Annotated in this window: 16 protein-coding genes; 5 read left to right on the top strand and 11 right to left on the bottom strand. The window is 47.7% G+C overall.

The window, feature by feature from the left end:
• Window positions 1-520: 520 nt before the first annotated feature.
• The 9 genes from HMPREF0650_RS11750 to HMPREF0650_RS11710 form a co-directional block, all read right to left on the bottom strand.
• Window positions 521-2,074, bottom strand: a complete 1,554-nt coding sequence (locus tag HMPREF0650_RS11750) for a PKD domain-containing protein (RefSeq protein ID WP_004351045.1) — start codon at window positions 2,072-2,074, stop codon at window positions 521-523.
• A 28-nt stretch (window positions 2,075-2,102) separates the two neighbouring features.
• The gene (locus HMPREF0650_RS11745; RefSeq protein WP_155813649.1) at window positions 2,103-3,224 is read right to left on the bottom strand and encodes a sialidase family protein; all 1,122 of its coding nucleotides are present in this window, start codon (window positions 3,222-3,224) and stop codon (window positions 2,103-2,105) included.
• A 12-nt stretch (window positions 3,225-3,236) separates the two neighbouring features.
• Window positions 3,237-4,697, bottom strand: a complete 1,461-nt coding sequence (locus HMPREF0650_RS11740) for a RagB/SusD family nutrient uptake outer membrane protein (RefSeq protein ID WP_004351043.1) — start codon at window positions 4,695-4,697, stop codon at window positions 3,237-3,239.
• 14 nt (window positions 4,698-4,711) lie between these two features.
• On the bottom strand, window positions 4,712-7,987 hold the full coding sequence (locus HMPREF0650_RS11735) for a SusC/RagA family TonB-linked outer membrane protein (protein ID WP_245543508.1): 3,276 nt from the start codon (window positions 7,985-7,987) through the stop codon (window positions 4,712-4,714).
• A gap of 119 nt (window positions 7,988-8,106) precedes the next feature.
• Entirely contained in the window at window positions 8,107-9,342 is a 1,236-nt protein-coding gene (locus HMPREF0650_RS11730) for an MFS transporter (protein ID WP_004351041.1), read from the bottom strand.
• Window positions 9,339-10,976: a sialidase family protein gene (locus tag HMPREF0650_RS11725; RefSeq protein WP_004351040.1), complete on the bottom strand. Its 1,638-nt coding sequence runs from the start codon at window positions 10,974-10,976 to the stop codon at window positions 9,339-9,341. The genes HMPREF0650_RS11730 and HMPREF0650_RS11725 overlap by 4 nt, the downstream gene beginning before the upstream one ends.
• A 65-nt stretch (window positions 10,977-11,041) precedes the next feature.
• Entirely contained in the window at window positions 11,042-11,950 is a 909-nt protein-coding gene (locus HMPREF0650_RS11720) for a dihydrodipicolinate synthase family protein (protein ID WP_004351039.1), read from the bottom strand.
• A 17-nt stretch (window positions 11,951-11,967) separates the two neighbouring features.
• The gene (locus HMPREF0650_RS11715) at window positions 11,968-12,954 is read right to left on the bottom strand and encodes a kelch repeat-containing protein (protein WP_050774878.1); all 987 of its coding nucleotides are present in this window, start codon (window positions 12,952-12,954) and stop codon (window positions 11,968-11,970) included.
• 107 nt (window positions 12,955-13,061) lie between these two features.
• Complete coding sequence (locus HMPREF0650_RS11710) at window positions 13,062-13,772, bottom strand: FadR/GntR family transcriptional regulator (RefSeq protein WP_004351037.1); 711 nt, start codon at window positions 13,770-13,772, stop codon at window positions 13,062-13,064.
• 655 nt (window positions 13,773-14,427) lie between these two features.
• Here HMPREF0650_RS11710 and hpt point away from each other — a divergent pair.
• From hpt to HMPREF0650_RS11685, 5 genes are all read left to right on the top strand, one after another.
• Complete coding sequence (gene hpt, locus HMPREF0650_RS11705; RefSeq protein WP_004351036.1) at window positions 14,428-14,967, top strand: hypoxanthine phosphoribosyltransferase; 540 nt, start codon at window positions 14,428-14,430, stop codon at window positions 14,965-14,967.
• Entirely contained in the window at window positions 14,964-15,536 is a 573-nt protein-coding gene (locus HMPREF0650_RS11700) for an adenylate kinase (protein WP_004351035.1), read from the top strand. The genes hpt and HMPREF0650_RS11700 overlap by 4 nt, the downstream gene beginning before the upstream one ends.
• A 228-nt stretch (window positions 15,537-15,764) precedes the next feature.
• The gene (gene obgE / locus HMPREF0650_RS11695; protein WP_004351034.1) at window positions 15,765-16,937 is read left to right on the top strand and encodes a GTPase ObgE; all 1,173 of its coding nucleotides are present in this window, start codon (window positions 15,765-15,767) and stop codon (window positions 16,935-16,937) included.
• A 92-nt stretch (window positions 16,938-17,029) separates the two neighbouring features.
• Complete coding sequence (gene pgeF, locus HMPREF0650_RS11690; protein WP_050774877.1) at window positions 17,030-17,749, top strand: peptidoglycan editing factor PgeF; 720 nt, start codon at window positions 17,030-17,032, stop codon at window positions 17,747-17,749.
• A gap of 69 nt (window positions 17,750-17,818) precedes the next feature.
• Entirely contained in the window at window positions 17,819-18,940 is a 1,122-nt protein-coding gene (locus HMPREF0650_RS11685) for a M23 family metallopeptidase (protein WP_040563355.1), read from the top strand.
• Window positions 18,941-19,182: 242 nt separating this feature from the next.
• Here the strand turns inward: HMPREF0650_RS11685 and HMPREF0650_RS11680 are convergent, their stop codons facing one another.
• Window positions 19,183-19,530, bottom strand: coding sequence for a DUF2019 domain-containing protein (locus tag HMPREF0650_RS11680; RefSeq protein ID WP_040563353.1), 348 nt, complete (start codon window positions 19,528-19,530; stop codon window positions 19,183-19,185).
• Between the two features lie 120 nt (window positions 19,531-19,650).
• On the bottom strand, window positions 19,651-19,995 hold a 345-nt coding region (locus HMPREF0650_RS13385; protein WP_040563351.1), incomplete at its 5' end, for a hypothetical protein.

The following is a 19,995-nucleotide window of genomic DNA, read 5'->3' as shown; positions in this document are numbered from 1 at the left end:
TATATAGAGTACCAATTCGTCCCAGCGAAGTTCATAAAATCAAACTCTCGCTCGTTTGATATTAGGACTCAAGCAGCCCTGTTCCATCTGCTTGTGATAGATGGCAAAACCACAGCGCTTCCAGTGAATCAACTTGATTCGGTTACGGATCGATAGTAGAAAACGTAGACAATAGCATCAGAAGAATTGAAATCATTGCTGCGTACCAATTGAGACAGGCGAAGAATTCCTTGACGTATGTCTACAGGAGTGCAATAGCCTCGAAAAACATTTGTTTCGTTGAGTACAAATATAAGTTTTTCGGGCAAAGGTAGTAAAGAAGGAAAAGCTTACAAAGGCGGTTAATATTGGATGCTTACAAAGATGCGTAACCATTATCTCAAAGTTTAACTAACTATTGTGCTAAATTGCCTATTGGATGCTTACATTAAAAAGAGGTATGCCTGACAGTTTGCAGGCATACCCAGTGTAATGGCTGACTAAAAAAATTATTTGCCTATTTTTTAGTTTGCTATTTGCTTTATTTCATAGAATCGTACAAGGCCTTTATCTCAGCAGCACTCAGGGCGCGACTGTAGATGACATAGTCGTCAATACATCCGTCTAAGAAGTTTTCGTACGATCGGTTTGTTTCTGCTCCACGATACATCGCACCAATGTAGTAAGGCTTGGCATCGATTTCCTTCAAACCCTTATTTAGTGCCTCAGATACTTTTACGCCGTCTATATAGAGATAGGTACTGCCATTACTGTGTACACAGACGTAATGATGCCACTGCCCGTCTGTCATTGGATGAGCCTTGTAATCGGTCCAGTTGCCTGACTTTTTGCTGTACTCAACGACATATCTCAGATAAGGGCTGCCCTTCTGGAATCTGAACCAGGTCTGCTTGTTCTTGCCGTCCGGACTTGCGTTTGGTCCTGAACCCTGTTGGAATACACCCATTTTGGAGGCTGTTTTGTTGGAAGTCTTCACCCAGAAAGCAGTTGTAACTGGTTTGGCCTGGAAGTTTAGTAAACTATTGTCGGGCAGTGTGAGAATGGCAAAGCGATCATTGCTCACGCTCTGGAATTCAGCCGAATTCGTTCCTTCCTTTCTTGATGGCGCATTGAAATTGACATTGATATTGTCACCCTTTTTCAGAATCTGCGAATGAATGCCGTTTGGACCCACGTCCTTGCCGTCACCATCGAAAGGATAGAAGGCTACGAGATCCTTGGCTGGAAGCACGACGATATAGCCTTCTTGGGTTGCTGTTGATGAGTTTACCTCATTCGATGCTGTGAGCTGAACTTTGTATCGTCCAGCGTTCTTGAAGGTAACAGTAGGCGACTGTGCCGACGAGGTTGCCGGACTTCCTCCCTCAAAGGTCCAGTTCCACTGCGTTGCCCTTCCGAGGCTGCTGTCAGTGAATTTTACACTGTTGCCCTCCACTATCATTCTGTGGTCGGCGGTGAAATTAGCTGATACGGCATTTTTGTCGATGACATTCAGAAAATCGGTTTTCTCTATTGAGTTGGAAGCCTTTGGGTTGCTTGCCTCCAGTTTTACGGTATAGAGCCCAGGCTCGAATTTCAGTAGCGGGTTTTGTTCTGCTGATGTCACCACTGTTCCCTTGTCGGACATGAAGGTCCATTTCCAAGCCGAGGGATAACCTGTAGTGAGGTCGGTGAACTGAATCATTTCATCATTCATAGCAATGGTCTTGTCGGCTGTGAAGTCGGCCGTCATTTGCTTGGGATAGTCCACGGTAATGTATTGCTTCCGTTCAACCATGCTGCTGTCGTCAGAGCGACCTACGGTGAGAGTCACCGTATATACGCCAGGTTTTTCGTAGATGATTTCCGGACTGAACAACTGCGATATGGCTGGTGTTCCTCCTTCGAACACCCAGTTCCATCGGGCAGGATTGCCAGTCGACTGGTCCTTGAACATTACTTTCTCACCCGCTGCCACTTCTAACTTGCTGGCACTGAAGTCGGCATTGAGTATTGTCTGCTCCTCATCTTTACACGAGGCAAACATCGTGAGAGCGACAAACAGGCCGATTGCTGTTTTTATTGATATTTTCATATTATCGTCATTAAAAGTTGTTGCAAAATTATTTCAGTTGTGACAGATTTACTTCCTGGAAGGCAATGCCTCCGATGTTCTTAAAGCCAAATTCATAGAGTACGCCGACCGTTCCTTCGGGAAACATGGAGATGTCTGAATAGCCTCCGAAATCTGAGCCTGTATATGAAAACGATTTTGTCCAAGTCTTTCCATCATCCTCGCTCATCTGCAATGTGTTGTTGTTGCGTCTGGTTATGCTGTTGGGATTTGAGAAGAGGATGCGTCCCATTCCGTTGTCTCCCGTGCCGGCATAGAGGATTGAACCCTGACAAATGGGGTCGAGGAGTGTAGACTGATAGGAAGGTCCCCAACTTTCTCCACCGTCGGTGCTGATGGCATGAATGCGGTAGCGCTTGTTGTTCTGCGACTTGGCGTCCTGATTACGCATGTCAAGCAGTAGATTTCCGTTGCTCAGCTCGGTCACTGAACTTTCATTGGTGTTGAACTTGTCTACAATACCTCCTATATGCCAGGTTTCACCGCCATCATCCGAATAGATGACGTGCGAACGTCCTTGTGGCTGATTTTTCAGATGGTGGTTGCAGGGCACGATGATGCGTCCCTTGTGTGGCTCAAACTGTTTCACGATACCGTGGCAGGGACCGGTGGCATACCATCGGTCGTTGTCGAACATCACGCTTGAGGTGATTTTCTTCTCGGCCGACCAGGTCAGCCCCTCATCGTCAGAATGGGTAACACAGATCTGTATACCCTTCACATCTTCAGAGTCCCAGCACGAAACTAACAATATGCGGTTGCTTTCGGGCAGGTAAATAGGCACCTGGTTGCGGCATCTATTCTTACCGTCGTCCTTCACCTTGATGATGTTGCTCCAAGTTTTTCCCCTGTCGGTTGACCGTTTCAGCACGATATCGATGTCGCCCTGATCGGCCACGCTGTTTACCCTGCCTTCGGCAAAGGCCAGAATGGTTCCGTTCTTGGTAATCACCATGCTCGGTATTCTGAAAAAAGCGTAGCCGTCACTATGGATGGAATATGGCTTGCCGGTCATGACTGGCAGGTCGGCAATACTAGGATCCTCGTTGTAGCAAGATGTTGTGAGGCAGAGGTATACCAAGCTTGTAATTATGATTTTAATAGTTTTCATTTTCATAGAGTTTTAATAGCCTTGGGTTTGAGTAAGATTTGGATTCTGGTCAATCATCTTCCGCAGTATAGGAAAGTATAACGGGGTTGACTTGCCCACCAGATTGGGAACATAATTATAGATATCAATGGTCCCTGCGGCATGGGCACGCATCAGGTCGGGCCATCTCTTCAGCTCGAAGCATAGTTCACGTCCTCTCTCGTTCAGCGCTTCCTTCTGGACCGACAGCTGGTCGGTCGCACCCATGTAATTGCTTACGCCGGCCCTATTGCGTGTCACGTTTAGAATGTCGATAGCTTTCTGTACATTTTCTCCACCGAGATAGCAGAGCAGCTCGGCCTTGAGCAGTAATATTCCGCCCAAACGATATACCACGATATCGTTGTCGAAGTGGCGGTCGTCAGAATAGACGGCTCCGCGATACTTGTTCTGTGAGGTGAATTTCACTTGTCCGTCTTTTGTCACGGCATCGATATAGGCTGAGGCAGCCCGTTTATCTTTGACATCGAAAAGCGACCTCAGACGAGGTGAGGGTGCGTACACGTGGCGCGCAATAGTGGAATTGGTGTACGGAATATCTTCCTTGTTCACCACGTCGGCCGACAGTGTTCCGGCAGCAGCCGACATCGATAGGCGCGACATATACATATCATTGTATTCATCCAGCTTGAGATAGATCGAGAAGATAATCTCACTGTTCTTCTCATGATTCACATCGAATATGTCGGCATAGTTGTCCATCAGGCTCACACCGCTGTTCTCCACTTCCTCAATGGCTGCGATGGCATCGATGAGATTCTGTCTGTCGTTGCTTTTCTGCACAGTGTATTTCCAGGCCAGTGCCTCTGCCTTGACACAGAGAGCAGCAGGCTTCGACATTTTGTTTTTGTCGGGAATCGATGACTCTGGATACAGTTCGATGGCCTTGTTGGTATCTTCGAGAATTTGATTCATCACTTCCTGCTGCGATGAGCGGGCAGGACGTGCATCCTTGTTATAAGTCTCGGTGGGTTCGAGAACCAATGGAACGTCACCCCACGACTCAATCAACGTGAGATAGGTTTTTGCCCTGAGTGTATAGGCCTGCGCCAGGATTCGGTCGCGATCTTTCGGCTGGCCGAATGAGATTTTGGGTGCATGCTTGATGAGCATGTTACAGTGGTGGAGCATCTTGTAGAAGTCAACCCAGTCGTAGCCGTATTCCTCATTCAGCTCATGCTGATGTGCTCGGCTCACGCCGCCAATTACGCCTGATACCATTGCGTCGCCGCGGTCTTCACCATAGAGGGTTTTGTTAGTCAGCGTACGGTTGAAGCTGTAGGCTCCGACAAGATAGCCCTTCACGTCTGATTCTGATTTCCAATAGTTACTGTTGGTAATTTCTGAAATGGGGTCTACCTCCAAAATAGATTCACAACCGGAGAGGATGAATATTGAGGTTAGAGCGAAAATGCTTAAAATATATCTTTTCATTTCGGTCTCAGTTATTAAAATGTAAAATTGACTGTGAATAAGAATTGTCTCGGACGTGCGTATTTACCCGCATCGGCACCGATAACTTCAGGTGTGAGTCCGTCGTAGGCAGTCCAGTATCCTAGGTTGTATACGGCGGCTGAAAGATCCATGCGACTAATCTTGATTGCCTTCAGCCAGTTGGTTTCCAATAGATAGGAAAGCGACAGCTCTCTGAAAGCCAGATAGTCGCCCTTCTTGATGTAGAGCGTGTTCACGCTTCCTCCTTTGAATCCGATGGTAGCAGAGTTGGGACGTCCGTGGTTTCGCTTGCCGTTGTCCCAGTCAGATTCAACGTCGTATCTTGGAATGGTAGCGATGTCGCCCGGCTTATGCCACATCTTGTCGCTGACTACGTCATGAATAGTGGCGTAGTTGTTGCGCGAATTGGCGTTGGCCTGTGCCCTGAATTGGTTATCGATGACATTGCCCATAGAGAAGTCGGTCACGAATCGCAGCCTGAATTTCTTGTAGCTGAAAGTCTGTGAGAGTCCGCCCAGCTTGTCGGGATGCAGGTATCCAACGAATACCATGTCCTTTGAGTTGATGATGCCGTTGTGGTCAACGTCTCGCCAGATGGCGTCACCTGCCTTCTTGCCCTTGCCCAGCCAGTCTGACGACACACCTTCGTCATAAGGGGCGTTGGCAGCGTCTTCGTCGGTGGCATATACGCCGTCGAGCTGATAGGCAAACCGTGCACCGAAACGCTCTCCTTCGGCAAAGCCTCCTACTTCAATATATTTGCCAAGTGTTGGGTCGAAGATGATTCCTCCGCCTGTGCGGTTCTTGTCGGCTCCATTGTTGGGCAGCTTGCTGATGACAGTTCTGAAAATGGTGAAGTTGGCATCGATGGTCCAGTTGAAGTCGTGTGTCTGAACCGGCACTGCGCTCAGGGTAAACTCAAGCCCCTTCGTGTTGAGCGAGCCAAAGTTTGACTTGATGGAGGAAAAACCGGTTTCCGACCATAGTTTCTCATCAATCAGTCGGTTGTTGGTAGTCTTTGTATAGGCATCAGCCGAGAACATTAACCGGTTATTGAACAGACCCAGGTCGAAGCCCAAGTTGGTCGATATGGTCTCTTCCCACAGCAGGTCGCGGTTCATCAGTACATCGTTCAGAATACCTGCCTCACCTCCATAGTTGTGTCCTGCGGCATAAGATCCTTCTGTGTCGCTCAGCGACAGATTGTCGTAACCGGTCTTACCCCAGCTTGCCCTCAGCTTCAGGTTGTTGATGACGTTGGTGTAAGGCTTGAAGAAATTCTCGCGGTGGATGTTCCATCCTGCCGATATTCCTGGGAACATGGCATACTTGTGGTTGGCGGCGAAGTGAGAGGATCCGTCATAACGGAGACTGGCCGAGAAGAGATATTTCATGTCGTAGTTATAGTTCACACGGCCGAAGTAGCTGCTCATCTTCTTGTAGGTCTGCTTAGAGGTTGTCTTGGCGGTCTCGGCCGCAATACCGTTCAGGGTTTCGATATAGTCGGATGTACCTCCATAGCCCGATCCGTTGAAACGGTACCAGCTGTCGTATATGTAGTTGCCTCCGAGCATGAAATCGAAGTTATGTTTCTGAGCGAAGGACTTGTTATAGTTGAGCACCAGGTCATACTGGTAATGCAGATCCATGTTGTGAGCCTCGTAAACAGGGCGGTTTTTTACCACCTCGTTGTAACGCTCAAAATTGTGATCCTTTCCTTCGTTATTGGTGAACGAGAACATCGGCTTGAGATGCAGGCTCGGCAAGAGTTCCCAGTCCAGCTCTACGGACAGATTCAGTCGACTCACCTTGTTTTCCTGCTCCTGATAATAGATTTCATGCTGTCGTGTTCGAAACGAGCTGGTGAGCTCTCCCGGTGCCGGCGTTCCGTCTTCGTACCACTGTCTGATGGTTGGAGGCATCTTAGATGCACGTGACATAACATTTTTCTCGTTGATGCCTCTTGAGTTGTGAATGGAGTAGTTTAGCATAGCTTTCACCTTCAAGTTGTCGAAAATCTTATAGGAAGCATTGGTCAGGAAGCTCCATCGGTCGTAGTTAGATCCTACAACGATGCCATCTTGCGTGAGATAGCCGAGGCTCGTGTAGAACGTAGAGCGGTCGTTTCCTCCACTGAAGGTCAGGTTGTAGTCGTGATTCACGGCCGTCCGGAATAGGTTTTTCTGGAAATCGGTGTCTTTGAATATGAGCATCTTACCTGGTGTAGCGGGATCTTCCATGATTTCCCATCCCTGATTGGTGAGTAGGTTTTCCACATAATCCTGTCCGTATTTGGTGATATAGTCGTCGAGGAAAGCTGTGGTTGTCAGTGTGTTGCGCGCATTATTGGTGCTCATGCCGAATGTTCCGTTGAGATATTTTCCGGGATTGTTGGCGTGCAAGGCTGCGAATCGGGTAGCGGTGAGATATTCACGTGCGTTGGACAGTGGCATCAGCTTAGGCTGGTTGTCAATTGACAGACCATATTTGAAAGAAAGAGTTCCCTTGCCTACCTTTCCCTGCTTGGTGGTAATCATGATGATACCTCTTGAGGCTTTCGATCCGTAGATGGCTGTTGAGGCGGCATCCTTCAATACCTGAATGGTTTCGATGTCAGAGTAGTTGATGTCCTTCACCATTCGGATGACACCATCGATGATAACCAGCGGCGCATCTGATTCAGGACTGGTCGTAGTTCCTCCTCTGACGATGATCTGTGGATTGCTGCCCGGCTGCCCGGAATTGACTCTAATCTGCATACCAGGTACTTTTCCCTGAAGCATCGACATGGGGTTGCCCGACGGAGAGATGGCCATATCCTTCGAATCGACCTTGGTGATAGCACTGGTTAGGGTTGCCTTCGACTGCTTACCGTAGCCAATGACTACCACGTCCGACAATGCTATCTGATTGCTTTTCATCACAGTTGTCAAATGTGTGCGACCTTTGACCGGAACTTCCATCTTGTCCATACCGAGATAGGTCATCACCAGTACGGCGTTGGAAGCTGTTTGAATGGTGAATTTTCCATCTATGTTTGTAACGGTGTTACCTTTCCCATCCTTGGTTGAGACTGTAACGCCCACGAGTGGTTCCTGGTTTTCATCAAGAATAGTCCCCGTCACCGTAATGCGTTTCTCTGTATTGCTTTGCTGAAAATCGGTTGTTCCCGATCTCACTTCTGGAACAAAGAGGAAACAGACGCAAAGAAAGAGGAGCATTCTCACGACAGAATGACTTTCTCTTGTAGTTTTAGGTTCAATTATCATAATAAGGTGGTTATAAATTGTTAGTATTCGTGTAAAAGAATTTATGTTGTTCTTCATTCTTATTCGCTGCTTTTATGGACAGCTGGATAGAACGAGAGGGATGAGAAGGTTGGTGAGGTCTACTGCTTGTCGATTGTCTTGGGACGAAGCAGATAGCCAACGGCAAACATGGCGATGAGCACAGTCAGGGCCATGATATTGAAATCACGGGTTACGTGTCCCGAGTCGAGCGACTTTCCGATGATGCTGGTGATACCTGCACCAGCAAACACGCCGCACATATTCATCAGTCCGTATGCCGTAGATCGGTATTTGGTAGAAACAAACTGGCAGAGAATCGGCATGTTATTAGCATCGAAGAAGCCGAAGCCTATTCCGAATAAGACTGTTCCCAGCATGATGGTGAACATGGACGAGCCATTGCCGATGAGTAGCAGCGCAGGAGAAATCATGCCTAGTCCCAGTACGCCTGTGAAGATACGCCCCCTGATATTGCGGTGTACCCAGCGGTCGGAAATGTAACCGCCAAGAATAACTCCTAAGAGCGATGACAATGCGATGGATAAGGTAGACAACGGACCAGCAACAGATGGTGACAGTGCCAGGTCGTTGGCATAGAGCGTTGGCAGCCAATTCTTAATGGCCCAGCCGGGTGTGCCGGGAATGCAGAAATAAATGAGGATGATGAGGAAGAACTTGTTGGTGAGCAGCTTCTTCAGACTCTGCGTCACGGATGGCTGAGTCTGGTTGGAAACGGCCTCAGTCTCGCTCACTGGTGCGTCTTTCAGGAAGATACTGAGCATCAGACCGTAAGCAATTCCAATGATGCCAAACCAATGGAAGGTGGTCTGCCAAGAGTACATCATCGACAGTGTGGCGCCGAATCCACCAATCGACTGGCCGAAGTAGAGGCCGGTCATGTGAATACCAATCGCCAGAGAGCGGGTTCGGTCTTTGTGGTAGTCGGCTATCAATGAGAGAGCTGCAGGCAGATACAGGGCCTCGCTCAATCCCATGATGCCACGGAGCACAAGCAGCTGGTTGAAAGAGGTGGCATAGCCCATCAGCAACGTGACGGACGACCACACGCACAAACTTCCCACAATGAGACGCTTTCGGCTGAATCGGTCACCAATCAAGCCCGATACCGGGCTCATCAAACCATAAACCCATAGGAAGATGGCCATGAGGTGACCGAAGTTGACGGCCTGTTGCAACTCACTGATGTCTTGCATCATCGGAACACGCATGGTAGATAGCATCTGCCGGTCCATGTAGTTGAGGAATCCAACTCCCCAGAGCAGTCCTACCACCACCCAGGGATAGGCTTTGCTATGTTGTTGTGTCTGTTTCATCGTTTCAATATTTCTTTCAGACTTAGTTTAAGGAATACCAGTTGGGCCTGACTACTCTCGAAAAGGATGCCGACCGACTGTTCATCTATCGACGTGATACTGGAGTAGGCGGGACTTCTGAACTGGTCGAGCATAATCCAGTATTTCTCCGGCCAGCTCATTCCGTCGTCAAAGCTTACCTTCAGCGTAATCTTGTCTCTGATAGATGTGTCGCTGGGATTGACAAACAGCAAGATGCTCTTCCGTTCTCCGTTCTCGGTGTAGTAATGACGGTAGAGGCTTCCCATGCAGGTAGGCTCCACGAGTGCTTTCTTGGAAGTGGGATGCTCGGTCCATGTCTGTCCAAGGTCGTCAGTGGTCGATATTCTTCGTCCGTTGGTTTGAGTGTTGCCCTTGTTGGTGTTGTCGCGCATATTGAGCATAATGCTTCCGTCGGTCAGCTCCACCGCGTTGCTTTCGGTGGCGTTATGATAGGCCGGATTGCTTGTTTTCCACGTCCTACCATGGTCCAGGCTGTACGTGATGTTAGAAAAAGGCATGCCGGTAGAGTCGCGTCCATCGGTTGGGAAGATTAGTTTCCCGTCGCTCGTACACAGTCCCTGGCCGGGTGCGGGAGCTAAGAGCCACCAGTCTTCTTTCTTTACCTTGGGCGTGATGTTGTCGGGATAGCCCCATGTGGCACCATTGTCGGTGCTCTTGGTGATCAGGAATTGCGAAGTTTCCCTCAGTCCAAACCCACGCTGTGAGCCTTTGTTGCGCCATTGGTGTTCCCATTCGTTGTTACTTTCGGTCAGTCCCTGCATCCATTTCCCCTGCTTGTCCAGCAGTCCGTGCATCCATAGACCGGCCACGTAAATGTCGCCGTTCGAGCGGTCTACCAGAATGCAGGCATCGCTTACACCGTTGTATTTCTGCGGCAGATCGCCCCATGTCCCCATGTCGATGACCTTTTGCATGGGTCCCCATGTCAGTCCCTTGTCAAAGCTGCGGTGCATGGCAATGTCTATGTCGCCTTGCAAGTCTCTCGACGATTGATATCGGGCATCGAAAATAGCCATGAGGGTGCCGTCATTGGCCGTCGCAATGCCTGGAATGCGCGAGGTGTTGACACCATCTTGTCCCTTCTGTCTTACCGCAACGCCTATGCGCAGTGGATTGATGTTGGCTGTGGCGCTGCGGAAGGTGAGTTTTCCTCTATTGGTTATCACCTCTTTGCACTGTATGACGACTTTATGGTCGAGACTGACCTTTTCCCTTAGTTTTACTGCTATCCAAAGTGAGAAGGTGTCGGTTGCCACGTTGATGGGGTTGGTGAAAACAATCCTGCCTTTCGGCGCCTGTGGCTTATTGAAAATTTGAAGCGTGTCAACCATACCTTTCTTGCTGGAGCCATAGACTCCGACAGACAGGATGTCGTTCGGGTCGGTGCTCTTCAATGCGTCCACTATTATCTTCTGGATGGTATAGGGGCGTTGGCCATGCTGAATGAAGTTCAACTTGATGGTCGGATTGATCTCTTTTTTAACCAAAACCGGTATGGTGGGAGATTCTATTGTGAGCCGTATTTTTTGTGAAAATGCGCTTTCGGAAAAGGCCAATACGAGCATAAAGAGGATATAATACATCTTCTTCATTTGTGCAAAAATCTATTGTTGATGGTTAGTAATATTTCTCGGCAGTCTCTTTCCTGACAATGGTTTTAGGGTCTGATACCCAGGTATTCCCAATCCTTGCGGATGCAGGCCAGTTCGTCTTCGGTATAGGCTGGCAAGGGGAGTCGGCAGTTGCCGCAATCAATACCGATGAGGCTCATGATGGCCTTCCCACCGCGCACACCACCGCCGTATCTGATGATGAGTTTCACCATCTCCACTGATTTCAGTTGCCATTGTCGGGCCTCTGCCATGTTGTTCTTGCGCATGGCATCGAATACATGCTGGTAGACAGATGGGATATAGTTGTAGGTGCTTCCCACTCCTGCGACTGCTCCGATGGAGATTCCAGCAATCAGAATCTCGTCGAATCCGTTTAAAATCTCAAACAAATGATTTTCCAGATTTATGCACTGCTGCATCTCCATGAGGTTGTTGTGGGTGAACTTCACGCCCACAAGGTTGGGAATTACCTTGCTTCCTTCGGTCAGAAATTCATTTACCGGCAGGTCCACTCCGGTGATCGAGGGCATATTGTAGTAGTAGAATGGCGTTTCGGGGGCTGCTTCGCAGACGGGTTTGAAGTAGTTCACCAGGTCGTTGACTGTGCCTGGCTTGAAGAAGCTGGGCGCTATCGAGGCAATGGCGTCGGCATGACAGGCTGCAGCATGGCGAGCCAGTTGAGCAGAGTCTTTCTGGCAATTGGATCCTACGTGCGCAATGACCTTGAATCTGTGCTTGGAGGCTTCTATCCACCGTGCTAAAATCTGTTGTCTCTCCTCAATGGTGAGTGATGAGAATTCGCCGGTAGTACCGCATACAAATACGCCTTGGATGGTTGTTGACGCAATCCAGTCGGCATAGCGGTCAATCATTTCGAGGTTTACTTCATCTTCTTTAGTAAAAGGAGTAAATACGGCAGCAATCATGCCTTCTAAACGTGTGTGGGTAATCATATTTTTGTTTTTAGTTATTATTTTCGTTTCAGGGTTCCAGTAATTATTTCGGGCGTTCGTATGCCTGGTTGAATCTCGCCGCTCATGATGTAGAAGGTGTTGCCGATGACGACGATATTGGTTGTCACGGCCAGAGGGTAGGGAGACAGGATGGGCGGGTCGAAGGCTTCTTTCCTGGTGTCGTAAACTCTGACCAGCCTGCTGAATCCAGGATGGTTGGGCGTGGTTGGGAGCAATTGTTCCACTCCTCCGAGGAATACCAGCTTCTCCCCTTGGGCGATGGCCGTTCCAGCCATGACAGGGAAATGCCCCTTTAGCCTTCGCCATGTTTGCTTTTGGGTATCAAATACATAGCCGTCTTCGTGCATCGTGGTGGGTTGGTTGCCTGAATAGCTCCTGCCACTGAACAGATATAGACTTCTTCCCTGACCGGCACAGACGGCATAGCCTCTGGAAGGCCCCGGCCAGGATGGCAATTGCTGCCAACCCGCTTTCGGATTGTTAAGGTCAAGGCAGTAGAATAGGTTAGTAGATGCGTCATCGGTCATGGAGGTCTGTCCACCGAGAATGTATATGCAGTTTTTGATTTTGGTTGCTGCCATGTTGGCCAGTTTGACCGGTAAGCGTGGAAAGCGGGTTGAGTCGACTACAATCCTGTCGTTGTCCATTGTCAGATAGAACACAAGGTCACTGCATGCCGTCTTATTGCATCCGCCGATGCACAGAAATCCGTCTCGAAGCTGGATGGATGCACCGTAAGCCAGTTCGCCTGGCAGTGTTTCCTCACAGCAGTTCCAGCGGTCGCTTGACAGCCCATACCGTAGAATTTCCTTGTACCATCGTTTCTTTCCGCCTTCCCAGGGGTAGGCTTTATCAAAGTTGGCACCCCCAATGATATAGAGGTCTTTCCCTATACGTCCTGAGAATGCGCCCGCAAGCCCCCTGGAGTGTGGTGACTGTCCGAGGCTTTTCAGCGACTGAATTGTTTTCCAGTCTATTATCATAGTGCTTTTTGCTATTTTTCCGTTGCCTGCACACAAGGAAGTTGAAACAATCATTTGGGTAATCATTGCTACAGTCAATACTCGTGTATGTAGGTTACGTTTCATCATTACAGATTTCCTTGTTCTTTCATCAATATCCTGTAAACCTCGAAGTGTTGTTCTATTTTATCACGATAGCCCTTTTCATCGCGGTTCTTGATACATTCCAGCAGATCGGTGTGCGTAACGAGCCGATTCCGTTGTTTCAGTTCGATGTTGATTTTGCGCAGTTCTTTGGTATAATTCTCACGTATATAGGTCAATACAGGATGGATGATTTCTTGAAATTCGGAGATAATGGCGTTTCGGGTGATATTGTACAACTTTACGTGGAATGAGAACTCACTGACCAGTGCATATTCATTGTTCTCCGAAGCGATGCCTATTTTGACGATTTCATCGAGTTCCTTGATTTCTTCGTCGGTAATCTTTCTGAAAATGTCGTTGGAGATTCCGATTTCCAGCGCAATACGGAAATTCAGAAGGTTCCAGATGGTCTTGTCACTGAGTATGCGTGGGACCACAACTCTCCTTAGTCCTTTGAGAACAGGAGGCTCGGATAGTACCATCCCCTTGCGTGGCCGAGAGTTGATCATTCCCATCATCTTCAATCCACTCAATGCCTCGCGCACCACACTTCGCCCTACACCAAACTCGTCGGCCAACTGATGTTCGTTCGGAATCGGGTCACCACATCGTAAATCGTTGTCTTTGAAATAGTTCAATAAACTGTGTTCTACCTGGTCTACTAATGTTACGGTATCGGTATTAATCTTCATGTTTAGGTATTCAATTGGTCATTTGTATTATTTGTCTGACAAATAGATGCTGCAAATATAGTTTTTAAAATTTATAAGTGCAAAATTTTAATGATTAAAAGATGTTAAATACCTTCGTTGCTTCTTCTGTTGTCTTACTCGTTGGTTGAATTAAATTAGCGCGTATTTGACTTGATCTATAGGACTATGATTGAGAAAATGAAATACCGCAACACCTGAGCTCGAGATAAGAAAGTGATGGAAGAAGTTGATAATCTTGCTATATTTGTGTATCTTTTTATTTGGTTATTAATTAGGTGTGAATATTATAGTGCCAAAGAAAAAATTACAGAGAGTTTGGTACTGCAGACGACTTTTACAAGGAAATTGACGTTGAAATAGAAGCGCAGAGTCAACAATTTACTTGTCTCGCTGTCTTTTTTTTGGAGTAAGGCAAAAATTTGTGACCTTTGTTCCGAGGTAATTGATGATATTTCACAATACAAAGTTAGTTAATCTTTCGGATACTGCAGTCTCTCTTTTATTTATTTGTATTGCTGGTTGACTCTGTATTGGCCGATTTTTACCTCCGTCCTGTTACTTTCATCGGCGTGTTGTCGCATGTTTATGATATTTTTCGTAACTTTGCGATTGATAATCATCAAATTTAGATTCCATGAGTAAAGTAACGATCAAGGACAAAACGTTCAGAACGTTCATCCCGGAAGCTGATATCTTGGAGCGGGTGAAAGCGGTTGCCGAGCAAATCAATACCGACTTGGCAGGCAAAGAGCCGCTGTTTCTCGCCGTGTTGAACGGCTCTTTCGTGTTTGCGGCCGACCTGATGCGATACATCACGATTCCCAGCGAGATATCGTTTGTCAAGTTGGCTTCGTATCAGGGCATCGCCTCCACGGGTGTCATCAAGGAAGTGATAGGGCTCAATGAGGACATCACCAACCGACATGTGGTCATTGTTGAGGATATCGTAGACACAGGAGCTACGATGCGTCGCATGATCGAAACGTTAGGTACGCGCGGTCCGGCATCGATAGACATTTGTACTTTGCTACTGAAGCCCGGCAAGTTGAGCGTTCCTTTGGACATCAAATATGTGGCCATGGAGATTCCAAACGACTTCATCGTGGGTTATGGACTTGATTACGAACAACAAGGAAGAAATTTAAGAGACATTTATACATTAGTAGAAGAATGAAAAATATTGTAATATTCGGTGCGCCTGGATCAGGAAAGGGCACCCAGAGCGATCGCTTGATTGCAAAGTATGGTTTGGGACACATCTCCACGGGTGACGTGTTGCGAAGTGAAATTAAGAACGGTACGGAATTGGGCAAGACTGCCAAGGCCTATATCGACAAGGGACAGTTGATTCCCGACGAGCTCATGATTGACATCCTGGCCAGTGTGTACGATAGTTTCGGCAAGGATCACAAGGGAGTCATCTTCGATGGTTTCCCACGTACCATCCCTCAAGCCGAAGCTCTGAAGCAGATGTTGGCCGACCGCGGTCACTGTGTAGCAGCAATGATTGAGTTGGATGTGCCTGAAGATGAACTGATGAAGCGCCTCATTCTCCGCGGACAGGAGAGCGGCCGTACCGATGATAACGAGGAAACCATCAAGAAACGTTTGAATGTTTATCACTCTCAAACTGCTCCTTTGATTGAATGGTATAAAAAAGAGGGTATTCATCATCACATCAACGGCTTGGGTGAATTAGAAAGAATCACGAAAGATATTACTTCTGAAGTTGATAAACTTTAAGCATTCGTTTACGCTTCATGCCAGAGCTTTAAGTGAAGTTTGACATGAAGCGTAAAAAACCAATGCTTTATTTGTTAAACATTACGCTTGTTCATTATTCGTTCTGTTTATTTTATTTTTAGTATATAAATAGACAGATTCATAAGGAAGGCAATCTTGGCTGTTGGTGGCCAATGGGTTCTTGTTTGCTAATCATATATTTATAACAGGTTAAGATTTAAAGTAATTATGGCTTCCAATTTCGTAGACTATGTAAAGATTTGCTGCCGTTCCGGTAAGGGCGGCCGGGGATCCATGCACCTTCGGCATGTGAAGTACAACTACAACGGCGGACCCGACGGTGGTGACGGCGGAAAAGGTGGCAGCATCTATCTCCGTGGAAACCATAACTACTGGACGCTGTTGCACCTCAGATACGATCGACACATCTTTGCCGAGCATGGTGGAGATGGTGGTCGCGACAAACGAAGCGGAGCCGACGGCAAGGATGTTTATATCGACGTGCCTTGCGGAACGGTGGTGTACAATGCCGAGACGGGCAAGTATATTTGTGATGTCACCGAGGATGGACAAGAGGTGCTGTTGCTCAAAGGCGGCAGAGGCGGACTGGGCAACTTCCAATTCCGCACAGCTACCAATCAGGCTCCGCGCTATGCGCAACCCGGTGAGCCCATGCAGGAACTCACCATCATACTCGAACTGAAGCTGCTGGCCGATGTTGGCTTGGTTGGATTCCCCAATGCGGGCAAGTCTACCTTGGTGTCAGCCATATCCAGCGCACGCCCCAAGATAGCCAACTATCCGTTCACCACGCTCGAACCCTCCTTGGGCATCGTGGAATACCGTGACCACAAATCGTTTGTCATGGCCGACATCCCGGGCATCATCGAAGGGGCGAGTGAGGGAAAGGGGCTTGGACTTCGTTTCTTACGGCACATCGAGCGCAACTCGCTGCTGCTCTTCATGGTGCCGGGCGATACCGATGACATCAAGCGGGAATACGACATCTTGCTCAACGAGTTGCGAACGTTTAACCCCGACATGATGGACAAGCATCGTGTCTTGGCGGTAACGAAGTGCGATTTGCTGGATGACGAACTCATTGAGATGCTCCATGAAACCCTGCCTACCGACCTTCCCGTGGTCTTCATCTCTGCTGTGACGGGAAAAGGACTCAACGAACTGAAGGACATTCTGTGGCAAGAACTTAACAGTGAGAGCAACAAACTCAAGGGAATCATTGCCGAGGACAATCTGGTACACCGTGACAAAGATCCTGACAAGTTTGCCGCAGAGTTGGCAGATGAGGGAGAGTTTGCCGAGATAGAATACGTCAACGATGATGAACTCGACGATGTTGCCGACCTGGAAGATTTTGAATACGAGGACCTAGACGATTGACAAGTCCTTTAGTTCTACCAAACAACGATATTTTGACCAACCCACAACTCACATATCATTCCCTGCACCCGCGTGTAAGAGCATTCTCTTCCATGCGGAAAGGTGGAGTGAGTGGCGGTCAGTATGGTGAATTTAACATCAATCCTTATTGCGGAGACGCTCCCGATGCGGTCATGATGAACCGCAAGGCCCTGTGTGCCGAGCTGCAAATAGACGATGCCCATTTGTTGATGGCGCACCAGGTTCATGGCACCGAGGCCCGAATCATCGCAGAAGAGTTCTTCTCCCTCTCGCCGTCTACACGTCAGCGGTTGCTCGAAGGCGTTGACGCACTCATCACGGCCATCCCCCATGTTTGTATTGGCGTGTCAACAGCCGACTGTATCCCCGTGCTGTTGTACGATGAAGAGCACCATGCCGCTGCTGCCGTGCACGCCGGTTGGCGCGGAACGGTGGCGCGTATCGTGCAAAAAACCGTTGCGGCGATGCAGCAGTCCTACCACACGCAGCCCGCTCATCTGCATGCTTGTATCGGACCGGGCATCTCGTTGCGCCATTTTGAAGTAGGGGACGAGGTGTATCAGGCCTTTGCACAAGCCGGCTTCAACATGCCTGCCATCAGCCAACACATGGACAAATGGCATATCAACCTGCCCGAATGCAACCGCTTGCAGCTGCTTGAGGTGGGCGTAAGTGATGACCGAATCCTATCCACCGGCATCTGTACGTACGAGCAGGTGGATGCGTATTTCTCGGCTCGGCGGTTAGGCATCCAGTCGGGGAGAATCTATAACGGCATCATTTTGTTGTAAACTATGCAGGCAGCACCGCCCCCGGCAACGGGGAGTAGTGCCTTGTCTGCACATTATTTTTGTTGATGAATGAAACTACAATTAAGAAATATACTCTTGGCTGCAACCACCGTTGTGACGCTGTCTGCGTTTGCACCCGTGGTTAACCAATTCACAGCGGCCGAACAACAGCAAATCAGCATCTCCACACCCCATCTGTTTGACAAGGAAAAATCGTTTTCAATCGACTTCACACAGCTTAAGGACAACGAATATTCGTTTCCGCTTCCCGTTGGAAAGCCCAAAACCTTGCCCAATCTCTACATGGAGATAGCAACCAAGAAGGGCGATGCCGTGAAGGCCATGTTCGGCGGTGTGGTTCGCTTGTCACGCAAGTTTCCCGAATACGGCCATGTGGTGGTGGTTCGACATCCCAATGGTTTGGAAACCGTTTATGGCAACAATGCGCAAAATCTGGTCAAGGTTGGCGAAACGGTCAAGGCGGGACAAACCCTCGCCATCGTGGGTGAGCGGGCTGGCAGGGCTTTTTGCACCTTTGCCATCATGGTGGACGGCAAGCGCATCCGTCCCGAAATCATCATCGAGAGCAACAGTCATCAGCTCAGACGTCGAATGATCCAATGCACAAAAAAGGGCCGTCATGTGGATGTTGCCGTGGTGTCCGAACAGGAACGACGACTGGGTGTCGATCCCGACAATCCCTTTGCTCAAGGTAACTCGTTCCAGTTGGATTTGGCTGAGGTGGAAAAATCTGGTAATTGGGCATTTCCCTTGCCAGGTGCCAAGCTCATTAGTCCATACGGAGGCAGACGAGGTCATAGCGGATCAGACCTCAAGACCAAGCCGAAAGATAAAATCTTGGCCGCCTTTGATGGCGTGGTGACCCTTTCCGGGCCGCATTATGGTTACGGAAATTGTATCACCATCAAGCACCGGTATGGCTTTGAAACACTGTACAGTCATCAGTACAAAAACCTCGTCAAGGTGGGACAGCGCGTGAAGGCTGGTGATGTGATTGGCCTTACGGGGCGTACGGGCCGAGCCACCACAGAGCATTTGCACTTGGAAGTGAAGTTCAGGGGAAGGCGAATGAATCCGAACGTGATATTCGACATCCCGAACCGCAAGTTGCAGAATGTGACGTTAACATTGACAAAGTCGGGCCGTGTTACCTCCAAGCGCAACCGCTAACCGTGAAAAAATTAGTCAATCCTTTTATAAAACTCTTGTTTGGTGTTGAAAACTTGAGTTTTTTACTCCCAACCTGGAGCGCAAAGTACCAATGCGTTCTCGTATATTCATTTTTCTTTGTTTTGGACTACAAATATAGCAAAAGGCAGAGAATCTATCCCTGCTTTTATGCTTAATCTTTTAAAAATTAAAATGATAATCAGATGGTTATTTTGATAACTCCCGTTTGTAGCATTACTGAGTTATAATATTAGGGTCCCTTTTTCCCACTCATCTATAGTCATTTTAGCTGTTAGCGAATGAATATTATTGCCACTTGCAATACTTTGCAATATTTGCATAGCATTGCGTTCAAAAATAGGCAAAAGATATGTTGCAGCCCACATGCGAACACCAACAGATTCGCTATATAGAAGTTTAGACAATTGCTTTAGGCTATTTGTCTCTTTTAAATAACGAGCACTTTTAGCTATTACCTGATAGCTTTTGTTTGCTTGTGCATAATTACCTGTTTCTGTTGCTTCAGCATGCTTTATCGCAGCTTCTTCAAATCTCCTGCAAGCCGCTTCTATTTTTTTTAAGGATTCCATTCAAATTTCTTTAATGTTTCTTATCGCTGTCGTGCATTGTCGTTTGTGTGCCACGTTTGTTGTTCTTTTTATTTTGACAACGCCCGATTTGGGACATTACCTAATCTGAAATATAATCATTCATTTTTCATATACTTGAGTCTTAGTGACATCCGCAATACCTTCAAATATTACACTCCTGTCATTTAGTTCCATGATTTTATTTACATATTTCTTCCCATAAATATCTACAAGATATAATGAGTCTTTTCTTATGGAAAATGTAAATTGATATATTGTATCTGCGCGTGAATGGAAAACAGCACTATCATTGTCAAAAAATTCAATATAAGGATAATTTACCTGTTTTTCGCCTCTCATTAACACCCATTCCCCATACAACCTCTCTTTAGATATTGTTATATTATGGTTTTTCTTCGGAGTACAAGATACAAAGAGAATGCAACAAGTTAATATATTAAAGAA

It is taken from the genome of Hoylesella buccalis ATCC 35310 (assembly GCF_000177075.1).
Lineage (GTDB): Bacteria > Bacteroidota > Bacteroidia > Bacteroidales > Bacteroidaceae > Prevotella > Prevotella buccalis.
The sequence above is the reverse complement of the archived record's forward strand: the minus strand, read 5'-3'. Positions and strand labels throughout refer to the sequence as shown.